A 19,358-nucleotide genomic window follows, 5' to 3' on the forward strand; every position below is an offset into this window, starting at 1 on the left:
GTCTTGCGTTTCCGACTCTATCAGACTCTTTCGTGTCCGATTCCCCGTCGGAGCGGGGCTTGCTTTCCAGTTCTTCGCTTTCGCGTTTCCCTTTCTAGCGGTTCCGACTCTATCAGATCCTTTCGGGCCTGATTCCCAGTCAGCGGGCGGGTGTCTTCCCGGCTGTTGGGCCGTTCCGACGTTCCAAACTCTAGCGGATTCCGCAGGTGACTCATAATCGAGTCTTCGAAATGAATTTCGGCATGCGAAATTCTTCCCGACTGGGAGTCGTGCTGAGTTTTGGGTGCCGCTGCTGCGGCGTGAGTGGTTGTCGCTGAACCGTACCGGCCCCGTGACAACTCGAAGAACCTTACGGATCGGCCGGGGGTGTGTCAAACGAACCGTAAGAGGTCCCCAAGCCCCGCCCGGACTCCCCTAGTTCAGGTCGGTCAGGCGTCCGCCGGCGTCCGGCTGGGCGTGTTCCACGCGGCGCAGGAGGCGGATCAGCATCTCGCCGAGCACTCCTCGTTCCTCCTCGGAGAGGTCCTGGAGCAGCTCCTCCTCGAAGTCCGAGGCCATCGTCATCGCCGCCAGCCATTTCGTACGGCCCTCGTCCGTCAGCTCCACGATGACGCGCACCCGGTTGTTCTCGTCACGGTCCCGTGTGACGAGGCCTTCGCCCGCCATGCGGTCGATGCGGTGGGTCATGGCGGCCGGGGTGAGTCCGAGGCGCTTGGCGAGTTCGCCGGGGCCCAGGCGGTAGGGGGCTCCTGAGAGGACGAGGGTCTTGAGGACCTCCCACTCGGTGTTGCTGATGCCGAGGTCGGCGACCTGGCGGCCGTACGCGACGTTCATACGGCGGTTCAGCCGGCCGAGTGCCGAGACGACCTGCTCGACCTGGGGGTCGAGATCGCGGAACTCGCGCTGATACGCGGCGATCTGCTCGTCGAGGCTCGGCTCCTGGAGTCCCCGGTGGGTGGGTTTCTCGGGGGTGTCGGACATCGGGGCAGTATGCCACGCAGGCCACATGGCGTTGAAGTCCTTCCATGTGTATTGTTCAACTTCTAACTTTAGCTTTGAAGTCTTCAGGCTTGAGTTCTTCTTGAGCTGTTCGGTCTTCCTTCGATCTTCTGAGGCAGGTGAGTGTGACCAGGGCGATGGGCGCGGCGATGCGCCGGATCCAGGCAGGGAACGCGCTGAGTGCGTTCGGACTCGGGTTCACGGTTCCGTATCTCTATGTGTATGTGGCCCAGGTGCGGGACCTGGGCGCGGGTACGGCCGGTGCCGTGCTGGCGGTCTTCGCCATGGCCGCGCTGTTCGTGCTGCCGTTCACCGGACGGGCCATCGACCGGCGTGGTCCGCTGCCCGTGCTGGTGGGGAGCTCCGCGCTGGCATCCGTCGGGGCGCTCTTCATGGGGCTGGCCGGGAACGTCCCGGCGGTCGTGGTGTCCGCCGCGCTGCTCGGCGCCGGGACCGCCGTGCTTCAGCCGGCGCTGGGCACGCTGATCGTCTGGTGCTCGACGCCGTCGACCCGCACCCGGGCGTTCGCGACGCAGTTCTTCCTGGCGAACCTCGGACTCGGCGTCGGCGGGCTGATCGGCGGGCAGATCGTCGACGAGAGCCGGCCGGGCAGCTTCACGTTGCTGTTCTCCGTCGAGGCCGTGATGTTCCTCGTCCTGGCGGGCGTGGCCGTCACCATCCGGTTGCCCCGGCCCGCGGCGCTCACCACCGGACTCGACCTGCCCCAGGACACCGGCGCCCGGAGCGGCGGCGGGCCGCGGGCGCTGCTCGGCCATCGGGCCATGGTGCAGCTGTGCGTGCTGGGGTTCGTGGTGTTCTTCGCCTGCTACGGGCAGTTCGAGTCGGGGCTGGCGGCGTACGGCACGGAGGCCGCGGGCATCGGCCCGGCGACGCTCGGGATGGCGCTGGCCGCCAATACGGCGATGATCGTGATCGCGCAGTTCGCGGTGTTGCGACTGGTCGAGCGGCGTCGGCGCAGCCGGGTGATCGCGGCGGTCGGGCTGATCTGGACCGTCGCCTGGCTCGTCGCGGGGTACGCGGGGCTGGGGCACGGCAGCGAGACGATGGCGACGGCCGCGTTCATCTCGACGTACGCCCTGTTCGGGCTCGGTGAGTCGATGCTGTCACCGACCGTCGCGCCGCTGGTGGCCGATCTGGCGCCGCCGTCGATGATCGGTCAGTACAACTCCGTGTTCGCCCTGGTCAAGCAGCTCGCGCTGGCGGTCGGCCCGGCTGTGGGCGGGCCGATGGGGGCCGCGCTGCACGGCCCGTACATCGTGACGTTCGTCCTGTTCTCGCTGGGCGTGAGCGTTCTGGCGCTGCGGCTGGGCAGGCAGCTCACTCCCGTACAGGACCGGCCGGCGCTTCTGCCGGCCTCCCGGGTGGTCGTCCAGCACATGCCCGAGGAGTCCGAGGAATCGGATGTGCCGGAGCGGAAGTCCGTCGGCTGAAGCGGCCGGTGTCCTCCCTGCTCAGTTGGGCAGCGCGAATTCGCACCACACGGCCTTGCCTCCGCCCGGTGTGCGGCGGGATCCCCAGGACGAGGCGATCGTCGCGATGATCGAGATACCGCGGCCCGCCTCGTCCACCGGTTCGGCGCGGCGGCGGCGCGGCAGGTGGTCGTCGCCGTCCGTCACCTCGATGATCAGCCGGCGGTCGGTGCGGCGGAGTCTGAGGCGCATGGGCGGGGTGCCGTGCTGGAGGGAGTTCGCCACCAGTTCGCTGGTGGCGAGCACGCCCAGGTCGCGCAGTTCGACAGGGAAGCGCCAGGAGGCGAGCACCCCCGTCGCGAACGCGCGGGCGCGCGGGGCGGCCTCGATACCGCCGAGCAGGTCGAGCGCGGCGTTGTGGAACAGCTCCGCGTCCGGTCCCGTACGGGAAGGGTGCTGGAGGACGAGCACCGCGACGTCGTCATCGTGGTCGGCGGCGATACCGAGGGAGCGGATCAGCCGGTCGCAGACGACCTGGGGTGAGCCCTGGGCGCCGGAGAGGGCTCGCTCCAGGGAGGCGACACCTTCGTCGATGTCCTCGCCGCGGCGCTCGACCAGGCCGTCCGTATAGAGGACGGCGGTGGAGCCGGGCGGCAGCGGGATCGAGCCCGAGGTGTGGAGCCAGCCGCCGGTGCCGAGCGGCGGGCCCGTCGGGTCCTCGGCGCGCTGGACCGTACCGTCCTCGGCGCGCACCAGGATCGGCAGATGGCCGGCGGAGGCGTAGATCAGCCGGCCCTCGTTGGGGTCGTGGACGGCGTAGGCGCAGGTGGCGATCTGGCTGGCGTCGATCTCGGCGGCGAGGCCGTCGAGCAGCTGGAGGACTTCGTGCGGCGGCAGGTCGAGCCGGGCGTAGGCGCGCACGGCGGTGCGCAGCTGGCCCATGACGGCGGCGGCACGCACGCCCCGGCCCATGACATCGCCGATGACCAGGGCCGTACGCCCGGCGCCGAGCGTGATCACGTCGTACCAGTCCCCGCCGACCGCCGCGTCCCCTCCGCCGGGCTGGTAGGTGGCGGCGACCCGTAGGTCGTCGGGCTGCTCCAGCTCCTGCGGGAGGAGGGAACGCTGGAGGGTGACGGCGGTCTGGCGGTGTCTGCGTTCGCTGGTGCGCAGGCGCTCGGCCGCTTCGGCGTGGTCGGTGACATCGGCGGCGAAGACGAGAACGCCGCCGGTGCCCCGGCAGTCGACGGGGGTGCAGGTGATCGTGTACGAGCGTTCGCCGCGCGGGGCCGGGCCCGGGGGCGTCGCGCTCTTCTGGTCCGCGGTGGTCTCCTCCGTCTCCCGCTGTGCGTCCGGGGTCTCGACCTTGCGGGACTTGACCGTACGGGGCTTGCCGCTGCGCAGCACCTGGTCCAGCAGCGGGAGCAGACCCAGCTCGGCCAGCTCCGGGCAGCTCTCGGCCGCGGTGGCGCCGACGGGACGCGGGCCGAACGTGGTGGCGTACGCCTCGTTGACGTAGGCGACGCGGTGCTCGGGGCCGTACACGAGAGCGGCCAGGGCGGGCAGAGCGCCGAGGATTTCCCGTACGGAGAGGTCTTCGAGGGCGGGGATGTCCGTCACGGGGTCGGGCTGCTGCTCGTACTCACCACGGGCCGCGGGCACGGACCCGCGGTCGGAGCGCGCGGCGGCGCGGCGCTGTGTTCCGGGGAGCCGGGCGCTCCAACGCGTGAAATTCACGGATTCTCAGGCCTCATGGTGTCGTGTCGCTGTTCGTCTTGGCCGGGCCGGCCCGACTCTTCGGGCCGGGTATGTCGGACTGGTCGGAACGGGCTGGTCGGGCCGGGCGGGTCGTCGGGGCCGGGTGCGCCGAGCTGGCCGGATCACTCTGTGCAGATGTGAGTCCACCTATGGTCACACGTCCAGTGTGACCGACCGCGCTGACAGGACATCGGTTGTCCACAGGCTGTGCGTCCCGCACGGGCCGCGCGTGGAGCGGCGGCCTCGGCCGGTCCTGTGGCTGGTGGGCTCATATGTCGCGTGGGTGGTGGGCTCGAGTGTCCGGTGAGCAGTGGACTCAGGGCTTCTTGGGGCGTTCGGCTCCCGCGGCGAACTCGAATTCGGCGCGCGGGTGTTCCAGCGATCCGAGGGAGACGATCTCTCGTTTGAAGAGTCCGGAAAGGGTCCATTCCGCGAGGACGCGGGCCTTCCTGTTGAAGGTGGGGACACGGCTGAGGTGGTACACGCGGTGCATCAGCCAGGCCGGGTAGCCCTTGAGCTTCCGGCCGTAGACATGCGCGACACCCTTGTGGAGGCCGAGCGAGGCGACCGAACCGGCATATGCGTGACGGTAGTCCTGAAGGGGCTCACCGCGCAGGGAAGCCAGGATGTTTTCGGCCAGAACTCTTGCTTGCCTTACGGCGTGCTGGGCGTTGGGCGCGCATTCCTTGCCGGGCTCGCCTGCGGTCACATCGGGTACGGCCGCCGCGTCGCCGGCCGCCCAGGCGTGCTCGGCGCCGTCGACGGAGAGCTTCGTCGTACAGCGCAGACGCCCTCGTCCGTCGAGGGGAAGGTCGCTGGCGGCGAGGACCGGATGCGGCTTGACGCCGGCGGTCCAGACGACCGTGCGCGTGGGGAAGCGGGTGCCGTCGCTCAGTACGGCGACCCGGTCCTCGCAGGAGTCCAGGCGGGTGTCGAGCCGTACGTCGATATTGCGGGCGCGCAGCTCACGCACCGCGTACCTGCCCATCTCCTCCCCGACCTCGGGGAGGATCCGCCCGGTGGCCTCGACGAGGATCCATTTCAGGTCGTCGGCCTTGATGTTGTGGTAGTAGCGCGAGGCGTAGCGGGCCATGTCCTCCAGTTCGGCGAGCGCTTCGACGCCCGCGAAGCCGCCGCCGACGAAGACGAAGGTCAGCGCGGCGTCCCGGATCGCCGGGTCGCGGGTGGAGGAGGCGATGTCCATCTGCTCGATGACATGGTTGCGCAGGCCGATGGCCTCCTCGACGCTCTTGAAGCCGACGCCGTGTTCGGCCAGACCGGGGACGGGGAGCGTGCGGGAGACGGAGCCCGGGGCGAGGACGAGTTCGTCGTAGGTGAGATCGACGGTGCCCGTTCCCTCCTCCTCGGAGCCGAGGGTCCGGAGGGTGGCGGTGCGCGTGGCGTGGTCGATGGCCGTGGCCTCACCGATGAGGATCTTGCAGCCGGGCAGCACGCGGCGGAGCGGGACCACGACATGGCGGGGCGAGATGTTCCCGGCGGCCGCCTCCGGCAGGAACGGCTGATAGGTCATGTACGGGTCGGGTGATACCACGACGACCTCGCCCTCACCGCTCTTCAGCTTCCGCTGGAGGCGCAGCGCGGTGTACATGCCGACGTAGCCACCGCCGACGACGAGAATGCGCGGACCGGACGTGGGTGCGGGGGTCGTCTCCCCGGGGATCTCAGCCTTCACCATCCCATGACGCATCGGGCCCCGGTGTTTGTCCACAGCCGCGACAGATTGTGTGACCGGAGGCCGTCAGCGGCCCCGGGTGTGCAAAAGTGCGGGAATCGACGGAGGGACGCAGGTCAGCGGGTACGTGGAGGAGGGGGGCCCGGAGGCGAATCGGGCACGTTCCGGTCCTTGCTCCGATCGGGGGACGCGCCGGGCGGAACTACCCCCTTCTGAATTGACCCGGGCTCAACTATGTTCGTACTCCGTCGCAGTGTCGGCCAGGGGCTGGCCCGTGCACTCGGCTGTCAGGGCTCAGGGTGGGGAGTCTCCGGGGGGAGACATCATTTCCGGGGGAACAGTTATGCACATTCACGGTTTACAGGGGCAAGCTGCCGTCGGCGCGGAGAGCGACGGACGGACAGGTCCGGGGGGTACGCCGGGTATCGCGGGCGCCGCGGGTGCGAGTGCCGCGGGGACGATCGGTGCCGGCGCGCTCGGTGCGGGAGGTACCGGCGGGGCCGGGCGTCCGGCGCCGCTCCGGGTGGACGCACAGCGCAATCTGGAGCACGTACTGCGCGCGGCTCGCGAGGTCTTCGGCGAGCTGGGGTACGGAGCGCCGATGGAGGACGTGGCGCGGCGCGCCCGGGTCGGGGTGGGCACGGTCTACCGCCGGTTCCCGAGCAAGGACGTGCTCGTACGGCGAATAGCCGAGGAGGAGACGTCCCGGCTGACCGCCCAGGCGCGTACGGCGCTGGGGCAGGAGGACGAGCCGTGGTCGGCGCTCTCGCGGTTCCTGCGCACCTCGGTGGCGTCGGGTGCGGGACGGCTGCTGCCTCCGCAGGTGCTGCGCGTGGGTGTGGACGACGACGTGACATCGGCGTCCGCGGCCTCGGTGTCCACGTCGGTGGCGCGCGGCGGGCAGGACGAGGCGCGGGTACCGCAGCAGCGGCAGGCCGGGCAGCCGGATCTGCGGGTGGTCGTACAGCGGCCGCCGGACGAGGACCTGGACACGCCGGGCGCCATCGAGCTGCTGGAGGTCGTCGGACAGCTGGTGGAGCGGGCGCGGGCGGCGGGTGAGCTGCGGCGTGATGTGACCGTGGCCGATGTCCTGCTGGTGATCGCCACGGCCGCGCCTTCGCTGCCGGACGCGGTGCAGCAGGCGGCGGCTTCCGCGCGGCTGCTGGACATCCTTCTGGAAGGGCTGCGGTCGCGGCCGTTGTGAGCGACTGCCCGTCGCCACGGCTCCTGTAGTGCCTTTCGCTACGGCTCCTGTCACAGCCGCCGGCACGGATTGCGTCGAACTGGCTTACTCCTGAACGGCGTTGATCCTTCCCCGAACGAGTGAAGGTTATGACCGCACTCCGGGAAACGTGCCCGGATGAGTGGTTGACGGGCCGGAAGGTCCGGGCGGCGTGGCGCGCTGTGACACTCTGACCCGGTGTTTCGGGTCAGAGGGTGCGTACGGGGGCTTCCGCGATGAGCGGCGACGGACGGGACAGGCCGCTCGGCGGCGGCACGGACGGCAGGACGGGCGGCGGTGCGGGACCCGGCGGGTTGTCTTCCCCGCAGGTCCCGAGTCAGGGCGGGCCCGGTGGCTCGGGGAGGCCGGGCGGTGACGGCGGGTCCGGTGTGTCCGATGGATCCGGAGCGCCCGGTGGACCGGGCACATCCCGTGGCGCCGGCACGCCCGGTGGAGCCGGCGGCTCCGGCGGTTCGCGGGCGCCGCGCCGCTCGGCCGCCGGTGCGGCCGGCCGGTCGGCGGACGCGGACGGCAGCGTACCGACGCAGCGTGTGAGCGGGACCGCGAGTGGGACTGGGTTCGGCACCAACTCCGGGAAGAGCGGCGGGGACGGGAACAGCGGCGGGCCTTTCGGCGAGCCGTCGGCGGACGAGGCGCCGCTGTCCGCACCGTCCACGCCGGACGTCGATCTGATCCAGCGGATGCGGGGCGGCGACAACAGCGCGTACGAGGAGCTGTTCCGCAGGCACTCGGACGCGGTGCGCCGTTACGCCCGTACCTGCTGCCGCGACGCGCACACCGCCGACGACCTGACGGCCGAGGTGTTCGCCCGTACGTTGCAGGCGGTACGCGGCGGCGCCGGGCCCGAGCACGCGGTGCGGGCGTACCTGCTGACGACCGTACGACGAGTCGCCGCCACCTGGACGAAGTCCGCGAAACGGGAGCAACTGGTCGAGGATTTCGCGGTGTTCGCGGCGCAGGCCGTGCACACCTCCGAGGTCTCCGAAGCACAGACCCTCGATCTCGGCGCGGACGTCCTGGCGATGCACGAGGCCGAACAGTCCATGGCCATGCAGGCCTTCCGCAGCCTGCCCGAGCGCTGGCAGGCGGTGCTCTGGCACACCACGGTCGAGGAGGAGTCGCCGAGCGAGGTCGCGCCGCTCTTCGGCCTGTCCGCCAACGCCACGGCGGTACTGGCCCGTCGGGCGCGCGAAGGGCTCAAGCAGGCCTATTTGCAGGCCCATGTGAACGCCGCGCTCACCTCGGGCGGTGACTGCGCCCGGTATGCCGACCGGTTGGGGGCGTACGCCCGCGGAGGGCTGCGGATGCGCGCCGAGCGCGGGCTGCGCAAACACCTGGAGGAGTGCGCCGAGTGCCGTCGCGCGGCGGGCGAACTGGCGCAGGTCAACAACGGGATCCCGGCCCTGGTTCCGGTCGCGGTCATCGGCTGGTTCGCCGCCGGTTTTTCGCTCAAGGCGGCCGGGATCGTGGCGGGCGGCGCGGCGGGAGCGGCCGGAGCGGGTGCCGCCGCGGCGGCGACCGGTGCGACCGGTGCGACCGGTGGCGCCACGGGCGGGGCCTCCGGCGGCGGTTCGGTCGGCGCGGCCGCCGCGTCCGAGGGAGCCGCCGCCCCGGTGAAGGCCGGGATCGCGGCGCTGGTGGCCATCGCGGCGACCGCCGGTCTGGTGTACGCGCTCGTACGTGACTCCCAGCCCGAGCCGAAGCCCGAGGCGAAACCGCCGGCCGCACAGCCCGTCGTACCGCGGGCCCCGGCCCCTTCGCCCGAGCCCCCGGCACCGCCCGCGCCGAAGCCGTCGCCTCCGGAGAAGTCCGCGCCGGCCGCGACTCCCCCCGCGAAGCCGGAGCGCACTCCGGCGCGCACGCCCAAGCCCACACCCAGTTCGGCGCCCGCGAAGCCCGAACCGCCGGCGCCGCCCGCGCCGAAGCCGACACCGAGCCCGACGCCGAGCCCGACGCCTCCTCCGGAGCCGAGCCCCAGCCCCGAGCCGCCGACTGTCCCGGCCGTCTATCAGGTGAACGAGTTGCCGTACGACGTGCCCGGCGACGGTCCCGACTCCGGGCCGGAAGTACGGCTCGGCGGCAGCAATTGGCTCTGGCAGCGTTCGTCGATGTCGATCGGCGGCACCCACTACGGCCACGGCGTGAGCACACACGCCTCGTCCTCGGTGACCATCGACCTCAACCGCGACTGCTCCAGCTACGCGGCCATGGCCGGGGTGGACGACATGACGCTCGGCCTGGGTGCCGTGCGCTTCTCCGTGTACGGCGACGGGGGGCGGCTCTGGCGCTCGCCGGTGGTGCACGGTGGCGACGCGGCCGTACCCGTACAGGTGGGGATCGCCGGGCAGCGGACGATCCGGCTGGTGGTGGAGCCGCATACGCCGTTCGGCCGGGTGGCGCTCGCCGACTGGGCGCGGTCGCGGATCAGCTGCGGCTGACGCGGCTGACGACGCCCTTGGGGCGGGCGGCTGTTACGGATGTCCGGCGCGTGACGGCGCCCGCGCCTTGTGCTCCGGCGCGTAGCGCACGGCGCCTGCGCCCGCGCCCTGCTACTTCTGAAGCGTCCGCCTGCCGGACGGGACCACGCCGCCCGCCACCGCCCGCTGCCTCGGTGCCGCCGTCCCCGTCCAGCAGGTGCCCCGGCGGGAGAGCAGCCGCCGCAGCCACAACTCCGTGGAGACCAGATCCGCGAGACCGTCCAGCGGTACCGGCTCGCCCTCGGCCGCCGCGCGCAGGGCCTTGCGTACGACACGGGCCTCCACCAGGCCCGCGTCGGCCAGCAGGGGCGCGTCGAAGAGGGTGATCAGCTCGCCGACGGCCGCGCGCAGACCCACGCGGGTGGCGGCGGCCGAGCCGGCCCGGGACGTCGCGCCCCAGCCCGGCGGAAGGTCGTGGGCCCCGGCCCCCGCGAGGACGGTACGGAGCACCTCCGCGCGGGCACCCGGCTGCACCCGCAGCGCCTCGGGGAGCTCGCGGCAGGCCCGTACGACCTGGTTGTCGAGAAAGGGGGCGTGCAGCCGCTGGCTGCGGATCTCGGCGGCCTGTTCGAAGACGCGGTGGTCCGCCGCGTAGCGGGCGAGGGCGGCGCGGGCGCGGGCCTCGCCGGGGCGCTGGACGGAGGTGGGCCGGGTCGCCGCGCCCAGCAGCCGAACCGATACTTCGGCGAGCGCCTCCCCGGTGAGCCAGCGCGCGGCGGGCCCGGGTCTGGACCAGGTGAGGGCGGCGAGTGAGGCGCTCAGCGGGCTGTTCGGCGCGGCGGACGGCGTGGCCCGGCCCGCCCGGTTGGCCCGGTTGGCCTCGGGGAGAAGCGCTGCGGCCTGTTCGAGGCCGGTGCGGTACGGCGTACGGGCCAGGCGGCGGGCGGCCCGGTACACGGTCAGCGGGATGAACAGCGAGGACGGCGAGGGGCCTTCGGCCCTGGCGAGCGCGGTGACCGGGTGCAGCAGGTGGCGTCTGCGCCGGTCGAGCAGAAGGTCGGCCAGGCGCGCCGGATGCGCGTCGAGCACCTCGCGCGCCCCCGCGCCGGTGAAGTGGTCGGCGCTGCCGGCGGCGAGTCTGCGGCGGTGCCGTTCGGCCGTGACGAGGGACGGGCCCGGCTCGTCGGTGAGCGGGCCCTCCAACTCGGCGTACGGCAGGGCCTCTTCGCCCGCCGCGACGACGACATGGTGCAGCCGGGGGTTGGCGGCGATGGCGCGGGCCCGTTCCAGTTCGGCCTCGTCGCGGCCGCCGGCGGACAGGTCGTTGAAGGTGACGGCCAGCAGCCGCTCCCCCGCGCCGGTGCCGTGCCCGAGGACCGTGCCGGGCGCCCCCGGCAGCCCCGCGGCGAGCAGCGCGAGGGTGCCGGACGCGCTGCCGCCCGACAGGTCGGCGCCGATCCCGGGGACCGGCGCCCCGCGGGCGGCGCGTCGCTCGGCGGGCCCCATGCCGGGGACCGGGCCCGGGTCGGGCGGCAGGGTCTCGGGGGCGTGGCGCGGGGCCAGCAGTCGCGCGCGTACGGATTCGACGAGTGCGTCCCGTATGCCCTCGACGGCCCGCTCAGGGTCCTTCTGGGGGCCGGCGACGGCGAGGGAGGCGACCGGTTCGTACCCGGTGATCTCCCGCGATCCCTCGCGCAGGACCAGCGCGTGGCCGGGCGGGATGCGTTTGACGCCGTCGTACGGAGTGGAGTCGCGCAGCGCCTCCGGGGTCTCGGGGCAGGCGAGGAGCGCGGCCAGGTGCCCGATGTCCAGCTGGGCCTCGATGAGGTCGGCGAGGGGCAGGGCGGCGGTGGCGTACGCCGTACCGCTCGCCCAGGGCGTGTAGAAGACGGGGCGCGCCCCGGCCAGATCGCCGGCGACGGTGATCCGGCGGCCGATCTGGGCGACGGCCGTGTAACTGCCTGGCCAGGCGGTGAGATGGCGCAGGGCGCCGCCGCGCGCGGCGAACAGCCCGACCCGCAGTTCGTCGTCGGTGGCCCCGCAGCAGCCGAGCACGGCGAGCCGGGTGAAGGGGTCGACGGTCACGACGCGGACCTCGTCGGGCCGCCAGTCGCCGACGGCCCAGAGCGGATCCGGGTCGCCCCACAGGAGTTGGGAGCCGACGGGGTGCACGCTGCCGCCGTCGGAGTCGCCGACGGGCCCGACGGCACCGGCCGTGCCGAAACGCGCGGCGATACTGCTCCAACCCACCAACCAGCGCATCGCCGCCTCCACAGCCTGTGGACAAGTTGAGCCACGATCAAACCGAAGCTCGAACCGAAGCCGTTCGGGGACATGCTGCCATGACAACAGCGCACAGGAGGGTCCGCGGAAGCGCGAGCGGGAAGACGAATGCGCCCCTGGCATTCGCCATTTGGCGAAGATGCGGCCTTTCGCGGATAGGCAGCATTCAGCCAATCTCCGGACCGGGTACGGCTCTTCGGTACCGGCTCGCGTTCAGTCCGGGAGGCGGAAAACGCCTCCCGGACTGATCCACCGCCCGCGGGGATTGGGGCGGCGGTATCCCCCAGCCCACTGGTTCCAGTACGCAGCGGGCCGACCCACGCAGGACTCATGGAAGCGCTCCCGCTTCCGCGGGGCCAAGAGCGCACGGCCGGGCGCACGGCCACACGGGTGGAGCACGGCCGACCGCCCGGGACCCGCGGAGCCCTTCCCCGCACGGACAACAATCCCGCCATACGGAAGTCCGCCCCTTAACGGTCGGGATGTGTCGAACTACGCTGGGTTTACGAATGCCGCGCGCCTATGCCGCGACGCGGCGGCCGTCTGTGTCGAGGGGTGGCGCATGTCCAGAGAGCTACGCGGGCCGAACGAGAAGCTCGGCACCGTTCTCGCCCTCGCGGGAATCAGCAACGCCGGTCTCGCCCGGCGGGTCAACGACCTCGGGGCGCAGCGTGGTCTGACACTTCGCTACGACAAAACCTCGGTGGCGCGATGGGTGTCCAAGGGGATGGTTCCGCAGGGTGCGGCGCCCCATCTCATCGCCTCCGCCATCGGGGCCAAGCTGGGACGCCCGGTCCCGCTGCACGAGATCGGTCTGGCGGACGCGGATCCGGCCCCCGAGGTCGGGCTCGCCTTCCCGCGCGACGTGGGTGCGGCGGTGCACGCGGCGACGGAGTTGTACCGGCTGGACCTGGCGGGCCGCCGGGCGGGCAGCGGGGGCATCTGGCAGTCGCTGGCCGGATCTTTCGCAGTGAGCGCTTACGCGACCCCCGCGTCCCGGTGGCTGATAACACCCGCCGACTCCTCGGTCGCCCGTGACGCGGCGGTCGCGGAGGCGGCGCAGGGAGCGCACGGAGGGGGCGGACAGGGATCCGGGCCGGCCGGAGCCGCGGGCTCTCCGACCGGTGGCCAGGGGACGGACGGCACCGGGGAGATATCCCTGCGCGTGGGCCACAGCGACGTGGCCAAGCTGCGGGAGGCCGCGTCCGACGCCCGGCGCTGGGACTCCAAGTACGGCGGCGGGGACTGGCGTTCATCGATGGTGCCGGAGTGTCTGCGGGTCGACGCGGCACCGCTGCTCCTCGGCGCGTACAGCGACGAGGTGGGCCGGGGGCTCTTCGGAGCGACCGCCGAACTGACCCGGCTGGCCGGCTGGATGGCCTTCGACACCGGGCAGCAGGAGGCCGCTCAGCGCTACTACATCCAGGCGCTGCGGCTGGCCCGCGCGGCGGCCGACGTACCGCTCGGCGGCTATGTCCTGGCCTCCATGTCGCTCCAGGCGATCTACCGGGGCTTCGCGGACGAGGGGGTGGACCTCGCGCAGGCGGCGCTGGAGCGCAATCGCGGGCTCGCCACCGCCCGCACGATGAGTTTCTTCCGGCTGGTGGAGGCGCGGGCGCACGCGAAGGCGGGCGACGGGGTGGCGGCCGGGGCGGCGCTGAAGGCGGCGGAGGGGTGGCTGGAGCGCTCGCGCGACGGCGACGCCGATCCGTCGTGGCTGGGCTTCTACTCGTACGACCGGTTCGCGGCCGACGCGGCCGAGTGCTACCGCGACCTGAAGGCACCGCGGCAGGCACGGCAGTTCACGGAGCAGGCGCTGTCGAAGCCGACGGAGGAGTTCGTACGCTCGCACGGCCTGCGGCTGGTGGTGAGCGCGGTAGCCGAGCTGGAGTCGGGCAATCTGGACGCGGCATGCGCGGCGGGCACGCGCGCGGTGGAGGTCGCCGGGCGGATCTCGTCGGCGCGGACGACCGAGTACGTACGGGATCTGCTGCACCGCCTGGAGCCGTACGGCGACGAGCCGCGCGTGATGGAACTGCGGGAGCGGGCGCGACCGCTGCTGGTGGCGCAGGCGTAGCCGGGGGCAGGGGCCGGGGCGGGTACTGGGGCTGGTACTGGCTCGGGCGGCTTCGGGGGCTGGTCCTGCTCGGGCGGCTTCGGGGGCTGGTCCTGCTCGGGCGGCTTCGGGGGCTGGTCCGGCTCGAAGACCTTCGTACGGCGCTCGACGGTCGGCGCCCGGAGCGCGGAGCGCGGCGCCCAAGGCGCGGTGGAGTGCGCCGGTCGCGCAGGAGACCACCGGTCCGCGTCGCGATGCGCCGGTCCGCGCCGCGCGTCCGGAGTCCGCCGGTCCGCGTCGCAAATGCGCCGGTCCGCGTCGGAGTGCACCGGCCCGCGTGCGCGTGCGCCGGAGTCTGCCGGTCCGTTGTTCGGTGCTCGGGTTTAAGCGCGTTGTCAGCGGGCCAGTGCACTATCGGGGTGGGAGGTGAGACGCGATGCGCGGACGCGCTGGATTCGACTGCGATGTGCTGGTGATCGGCGGCGGGATCGTCGGTCTGTCGACGGCGTACGCGATCACGCGCACCGCCCCCGGCACCCGGGTGGTGGTGCTGGAGAAGGAGCCGGGCCCCGCGCGCCACCAGACGGGCCGCAACAGCGGCGTGATCCACAGCGGGGTCTACTACCGCCCTGGTTCGCTCAAGGCGCGGTTCGCGGTGCGCGGAGCCGCCGAGATGGTCAAGTTCTGCGCGGAGTACGGCATCGCGCACCGGGTCACCGGCAAGCTGATCGTCGCGACGCGACGGGACGAGCTGCCCCGGCTGCACGCCCTGGTCCAGCGCGGCAGGGAGAACGGCATTCCGGTGCGGGAGCTGGGCCCGGCGCAGATCACGGAGTACGAACCGATGGCGCGGGGCCTGGCGGCGATCCACGTCGGTACGACCGGGGTGTGCGACTTCTCCGCCGTCGCCGGGCAGCTCGCCGAGTCGGCGACCGCCGCGGGGGCGTCCCTCCGGTACGGAGCGGAGGTCACCGCCGTCGACCGCCGCGCCTGGGGCGTCGCGGTCCGTACGGCGTCCGGGGAGACCGTCAGGGCGCGGACGCTGGTGAACTGCGCCGGTCTGCACTGCGACCGGGTGGCACGGCTGGCGGGCGACGACCCGGGCATGCGGATCGTGCCCTTCCGGGGGGAGTACTACGAACTGGCCCGGCCCGGTCTCGTACGGGGGCTGATCTATCCGGTCCCCGACCCGGCGTTCCCGTTCCTCGGGGTGCATCTGACCCGGGGCATCGACGGCGGGGTCCATGTCGGGCCCAATGCCGTCCTGGCGCTGGCCCGTGAGGGGTACGCGTGGTCGGACGTACGCCTCGCCGAGCTGGCCGGCACCCTCGGCTGGCCGGGCTCCTGGCGGACCGCGCGCGAGCACTGGCGGTACGGCGCCGGTGAGCTGCACCGCTCCCTGTCGAAGCGCGCCTTCGCGACGGCGGTACGGCGGCTGCTCCCCGCGGTCACGGACGCGGACCTGCGCCCGGCACCGTCCGGCGTACGGGCCCAGGCGGTGCTGCGGGACGGCACGCTGGCCGACGACTTCCTGATCCGGCAGACCTCCCGCACGGTCCATGTGCTGAACGCCCCGTCCCCGGCGGCGACCGCGTCCCTGCCCATCGGCCGGGAGATCGCGAGACGGGCGCTGGCGGTGCTGGCGGAGGACTAGGGCCTCTCGTTTGGATCTTGCCGGGCTCGCGTGCCCCGGCACCGCGCCTCGCCGCGTTGCCGTCACTCCACGACTCCCCCACTGCCTCAAGGGCGTGGGAGGTGCCCCCGCCGCGTCGCCTCACTCCTCCGCCTTGCGATCCACGGCACCAGACCCCGCTCCCTGATCCGGCCTGATCCAAACGAAAGACCCCAGGCCCCGTCCGCGATCTTCGCCGGGCCCGGAACGCCCCAGCGACATCAGCCGCCACCGCGGCGGGCGCCACATCGCCGCATTGCCGAAACGCCCGCAGGAAACCACCCTGCGGGCGCCCCGGCGCCTTGCGAACCACGGCGCCGGACGCCCCGGGCCGATCCGACAAGATCGACCGGACAGGACCTAAGGCCCGGTCCGGGCACCGAAAACGGGGGGCGCGGCCCGGCTCCGTAGAATCGGAGCCATTGTGGCCGAGCGCGAGAAGACCGAGATGACCGAGATGGCCGAGATCACCGACGTGGGCACGACAGTCGGAACAGCCGGGATAGCCGGAACAGCCGTGACGGCAGTGACGGCCAGGACCACCGACACGGCTGATACGACTGACGCGGCCGAGGCGGCCGACGCGGCGGCCGAGACCGCCACCGGGCCGGGCGACCGCACCGCGCCCGTGTCGGGGGCCCGCACCGCGAGCCGGATGTTCCCGGACGGCACCGGCCCCGCCGCCGACCCCGCCGGATCCCACTTCGAGCGGCGCATCCGCAGCTTCCAGCCCCGCCGGAGCCGGGTGACCATCGGCCAGGGCGACGCCCTGCGGCGGCTGTGGCCCGACTGGGGTCTGGACATCGACGGCCAACGCGTCATCGACCTGGACGAGATGTTCGGCGGCCTTCCGGTCGTCCTGGAGATCGGGTTCGGGATGGGCGAGGCCACCGCGCGGATGGCCGCCGACGATCCCGCCACCGGAATCCTCGCCGTCGACGTGCACACCCCGGGCCAGGGCAATCTGCTCCGCCTCGCGGAGGCGGACGGCCTGTCCAACATCCGGGTGGCCAATGGCGACGCGATCATCCTGCTCCGGGAGATGCTGCCGTCCGGCTCCCTCGCCGGGCTGCGGGTCTACTTCCCCGACCCCTGGCCCAAGAAGCGGCATCACAAGCGGCGGCTGATCCAGCCGGAGTTCCTCACGCTGGCGGCACAGAGGCTGAGGCCCGGGGCCGTACTGCACTGCGCGACGGACTGGGAGCCGTACGCCGAGCAGATGCTGGCGGAGCTGACCGCGCACCCCGGATTCGAGAACACCCAGCGCGATGGCGGCTATGCGCCACGGCCGGCCTTCCGTCCGCTGACCCGGTTCGAGGGACAGGGGCTGGACAAGGGGCATGTCGTGCATGACCTGCTGTTCGGCCGCGTACGAGAACCGCTCCCCGTCTAGGGCGAGTCACGACCGAGCTTCCCGCGTACACGGCCGGCGGGCGCGACTGCCGTACCCACAGTCACGCACAGGCACCATCGCCAGTGTCAGTGGCCCTCGTTAGGGTCAATGCGTGTCAGAACCGCGCCCGCAACGCCTCGATCCGAGTCCGGCGATCCCCGTCTACGAGCAGCAGGAGCGGCTCGGCGACCTGTGGACCGCCGTGCCGGAGCCTGCCCGCAGGCGCTACCGCCCGCGCCGCGCGTTCTGGCGTCACCGGGCGCTCCGGGCCGGGGCCGTGTTCACGCTGCTCGCGCTCTGCGGCCTGGTGATCCTCGCGCTCGTCCGGGACCAGACCGGCACCCAGGGCTTCCTGGTCGGCCTCGGTCTGGCCGTCCTGCCGGTGCCGCTCCTCATGGCGGCCTTCCGCTGGCTGGACCGGGTCGAGCCGGGCCCCTGGGCGAATCTGTGGTTCTCCTTCGCGTGGGGCGCCTGTGCGGCCGCCCTCGTCGCGATCATCGCGAACTCCTTCGCGACCGAGTGGCTGGCCACCGCGACCGCCGACCCGGCGAGCGCGGAATCCCTGGGTGCCACGGTCATAGCGCCGGTCGTCGAGGAGAGCGCCAAGGCCACGGCGATCCTGCTGATCTTCCTCTTCCGCAGACGGGACTTCACCGGTCTGGTCGACGGTGTCGTGGTCGCGGGCTTCACCGCCACCGGCTTCGCGTTCACCGAGAACATCCTGTATCTCGGCAGCGCGTTCGGTGAGGACCAGAACATGGGCAGCTCCGGCTTCGCCTCCGTCACGGCCGCGACCTTCTTCGTACGGATCGTCATGTCGCCGTTCGCGCATCCGCTGTTCACCGTACTGACGGGCATCGGCTTCGGCCTGGCCGCGATGGCGCCCCGGCGCCACCGGATCCGCCGGTTCCTCTACCCGCTGCTCGGCCTGGCCCTGTCGATGGGCATGCACGCGCTGTGGAACGGCTCGTCGGCGCTCTTCGGCCCGTACGGCTTCTACGTGGTGTACGCGGCGTTCATGGTCCCGCTCTTCGCCCTGCTGACCTGGCTGGCGATATGGACCCGGCAGCGCGAACTGCGCACGATCTCGGCCGAGCTGCCCGCGTACGCCGAGGCGGGCTGGCTGACCCCGGCCGCGCCGCAGGCGCTCTCCTCGATGCGGGCGCGCACGATGGCGCGCCATTTCGCGGGTCGTACGTTCGGATCGGGGGCGGCCAGATCGGTCGGAGAGTACGAGGCGTTCGCGACGTCCCTGGCATTCCTGCGCCACCGGGCCCACCGCGACCCGGTGGGCCCGGACTTCATCGAGCGCGAGCGGGAACTGCTGCATCACCTGTGGCAGCGCAAGGACATAGCGGGGCCCGCGCTGACATTCGCGGCGCGGGCCACCGGCCGGGTGCGGGTGCCGCCGCCGTACGTCGACTACGACGGCTACAACCCGTACCGGCAGTACTGAGTGTCCTGACTCCGCACGAGGAGAGCGTTTCCGGATCCTTCCCTCCTGGTGTCGGTCGGGCACTGGCTCGGCCGCCGAGGGTGGCTCTACGGACGTACGTCATTCCGATACATGGACCATCCTCGGCACATGTCCATGAAGCGCATCAATGTCTACGTCGCCCGGAGGACCTGGCGATCATCAAGGAGGCCGCCAGGCGTCGTGGGACAAGCGAGGCCGAGATCATCCGGAAGGGGATCCACCTCGCGGCGATGGCGAACCGTATCCGGGACGAGCCGTTGTTCTCACGCACCTTCGAAGGGCCGGGCCGTACGCCGCCCAAGCCGGAGGTCCGCGACACGGTCTCGGACGCTGTCCGCCGCGCCCCGGACTCCGCTACGGCGCGCTCGACCTGGACCTCGCCGACGCGGTGAATGTGGCACTCGCCGCCGACTACGACACCGAGGCGCGATCCTCACCTTCGACCGACGCGACTTCCGGGCCGTACGCCCGTTGGGTCGGCACAAGGCGTTCCGGGTACTGCCCGACGACCTCCCGCTCCGACCCGAGATGTGCTGCGGCCAAACGCCTCCGCCCGCAAGCGACTTGGCCCCTTCCGTTCGCGACATGCGGTGCGTGTCCCGCACCGTGCGGGATGGGCGGGCCGAGTGCGCTCACCGCGCGATCCTGCCGATGGCTGAGGTGAAGTCACAGGCCTGCGCCGTGCTGCGAATCGTCCCATTCCTCGAAGTGGGGCCGCGTGAGCCGGTCATGTCCGGTACGGAGCAGCACGGCTACGGACAGCGAGGCCGCTTCCGGGGCGCGGGCCGCCAAGATCGGTGATGCGCTCCATCACGACTCCCTGAGCCTCCTGGATGGACCGGACCCGCACGCTTGATTCACCCACGGCCACCGTGCAGCCGCTCATCGCGCTCACGCTACCGTTGCTCCGCTCCGCATCGATTCCGGCCCTCCCACC

11 protein-coding genes and 2 pseudogenes are annotated in these 19,358 nt (G+C 72.3%); 9 read left to right on the forward strand and 4 right to left on the reverse strand.

What is annotated here, in order from left to right:
- Window positions 1–414: 414 nt before the first annotated feature.
- A complete protein-coding gene (locus ACIOJD_RS33300) occupies window positions 415–981 on the reverse strand; it encodes a MarR family winged helix-turn-helix transcriptional regulator (RefSeq protein WP_401920072.1) in 567 nt (188 codons plus the stop codon).
- A gap of 155 nt (window positions 982–1,136) precedes the next feature.
- Between ACIOJD_RS33300 and ACIOJD_RS33305 the strand changes: the two genes are divergently transcribed.
- Complete coding sequence (locus tag ACIOJD_RS33305) at window positions 1,137–2,450, forward strand: MFS transporter (protein ID WP_401920168.1); 1,314 nt, start codon at window positions 1,137–1,139, stop codon at window positions 2,448–2,450.
- 21 nt (window positions 2,451–2,471) lie between these two features.
- On the opposite strand, the gene ACIOJD_RS33310 is transcribed toward ACIOJD_RS33305, so the two are convergent.
- Both ACIOJD_RS33310 and ACIOJD_RS33315 read right to left on the reverse strand, forming a co-directional pair.
- Window positions 2,472–4,166 (reverse strand): SpoIIE family protein phosphatase, encoded by a 1,695-nt coding sequence (locus ACIOJD_RS33310; RefSeq protein WP_401920074.1) that lies wholly within the window; start codon window positions 4,164–4,166, stop codon window positions 2,472–2,474.
- 337 nt (window positions 4,167–4,503) lie between these two features.
- Window positions 4,504–5,883, reverse strand: coding sequence for an NAD(P)/FAD-dependent oxidoreductase (locus ACIOJD_RS33315; RefSeq protein WP_401920076.1), 1,380 nt, complete (start codon window positions 5,881–5,883; stop codon window positions 4,504–4,506).
- A gap of 340 nt (window positions 5,884–6,223) precedes the next feature.
- On the opposite strand from ACIOJD_RS33315, the gene ACIOJD_RS33320 reads away from it, so the two are divergent.
- Together ACIOJD_RS33320 and ACIOJD_RS33325 are read left to right on the forward strand one after the other, a co-directional pair.
- Window positions 6,224–7,084, forward strand: coding sequence for a TetR/AcrR family transcriptional regulator (locus ACIOJD_RS33320; RefSeq protein WP_401920077.1), 861 nt, complete (start codon window positions 6,224–6,226; stop codon window positions 7,082–7,084).
- 254 nt (window positions 7,085–7,338) lie between these two features.
- Window positions 7,339–9,561, forward strand: a complete 2,223-nt coding sequence (locus ACIOJD_RS33325; protein WP_401920080.1) for a sigma-70 family RNA polymerase sigma factor — start codon at window positions 7,339–7,341, stop codon at window positions 9,559–9,561.
- 111 nt (window positions 9,562–9,672) lie between these two features.
- On the opposite strand, the gene ACIOJD_RS33330 is transcribed toward ACIOJD_RS33325, so the two are convergent.
- Window positions 9,673–11,802, reverse strand: coding sequence for an asparagine synthase-related protein (locus ACIOJD_RS33330; protein WP_401920082.1), 2,130 nt, complete (start codon window positions 11,800–11,802; stop codon window positions 9,673–9,675).
- 583 nt (window positions 11,803–12,385) lie between these two features.
- On the opposite strand from ACIOJD_RS33330, the gene ACIOJD_RS33335 reads away from it, so the two are divergent.
- The 6 genes and pseudogenes from ACIOJD_RS33335 to ACIOJD_RS33360 form a co-directional block, all read left to right on the forward strand.
- Window positions 12,386–13,900, forward strand: coding sequence for an MFS transporter (locus ACIOJD_RS33335; RefSeq protein WP_401920084.1), 1,515 nt, complete (start codon window positions 12,386–12,388; stop codon window positions 13,898–13,900).
- 415 nt (window positions 13,901–14,315) lie between these two features.
- Window positions 14,316–15,533, forward strand: coding sequence for an L-2-hydroxyglutarate oxidase (gene lhgO / locus ACIOJD_RS33340; RefSeq protein ID WP_401920087.1), 1,218 nt, complete (start codon window positions 14,316–14,318; stop codon window positions 15,531–15,533).
- A 673-nt stretch (window positions 15,534–16,206) separates the two neighbouring features.
- The gene (gene trmB, locus ACIOJD_RS33345) at window positions 16,207–16,944 is read left to right on the forward strand and encodes a tRNA (guanosine(46)-N7)-methyltransferase TrmB (protein WP_401920171.1); all 738 of its coding nucleotides are present in this window, start codon (window positions 16,207–16,209) and stop codon (window positions 16,942–16,944) included.
- A gap of 112 nt (window positions 16,945–17,056) precedes the next feature.
- On the forward strand, window positions 17,057–18,400 hold the full coding sequence (locus tag ACIOJD_RS33350) for a PrsW family intramembrane metalloprotease (RefSeq protein WP_401920089.1): 1,344 nt from the start codon (window positions 17,057–17,059) through the stop codon (window positions 18,398–18,400).
- A gap of 129 nt (window positions 18,401–18,529) precedes the next feature.
- Window positions 18,530–18,813, forward strand: a pseudogene (locus ACIOJD_RS33355) (CopG family transcriptional regulator).
- Window positions 18,771–18,940, forward strand: a pseudogene (locus ACIOJD_RS33360) (VapC toxin family PIN domain ribonuclease); the annotation flags it as partial. The pseudogenes ACIOJD_RS33355 and ACIOJD_RS33360, both read left to right, overlap by 43 nt.
- Window positions 18,941–19,358 lie beyond the last annotated feature (418 nt).

The sequence above is a fragment of the Streptomyces sp. NPDC088116 genome, from assembly GCF_044741745.1.
GTDB lineage: Bacteria > Actinomycetota > Actinomycetes > Streptomycetales > Streptomycetaceae > Streptomyces.

What these genes read in the sequence shown, in the direction of transcription:
- ACIOJD_RS33305 (WP_401920168.1), top strand. Translation starts at nt 1,137, where the DNA reads ATGGGCGCGGCGATGCGCCGGATCCAGGCAGGGAACGCGCTGAGTGCG.
- ACIOJD_RS33300 (WP_401920072.1), bottom strand. Translation starts at nt 981, where the DNA reads ATGTCCGACACCCCCGAGAAACCCACCCACCGGGGACTCCAGGAGCCG.
- ACIOJD_RS33335 (WP_401920084.1), top strand. Translation starts at nt 12,386, where the DNA reads ATGTCCAGAGAGCTACGCGGGCCGAACGAGAAGCTCGGCACCGTTCTC.
- ACIOJD_RS33320 (WP_401920077.1), top strand. Translation starts at nt 6,224, where the DNA reads ATGCACATTCACGGTTTACAGGGGCAAGCTGCCGTCGGCGCGGAGAGC.
- lhgO (WP_401920087.1), top strand. Translation starts at nt 14,316, where the DNA reads ATGCGCGGACGCGCTGGATTCGACTGCGATGTGCTGGTGATCGGCGGC.
- trmB (WP_401920171.1), top strand. Translation starts at nt 16,207, where the DNA reads ATGTTCCCGGACGGCACCGGCCCCGCCGCCGACCCCGCCGGATCCCAC.
- ACIOJD_RS33330 (WP_401920082.1), bottom strand. Translation starts at nt 11,802, where the DNA reads ATGCGCTGGTTGGTGGGTTGGAGCAGTATCGCCGCGCGTTTCGGCACG.
- ACIOJD_RS33325 (WP_401920080.1), top strand. Translation starts at nt 7,339, where the DNA reads ATGAGCGGCGACGGACGGGACAGGCCGCTCGGCGGCGGCACGGACGGC.
- ACIOJD_RS33315 (WP_401920076.1), bottom strand. Translation starts at nt 5,883, where the DNA reads ATGGTGAAGGCTGAGATCCCCGGGGAGACGACCCCCGCACCCACGTCC.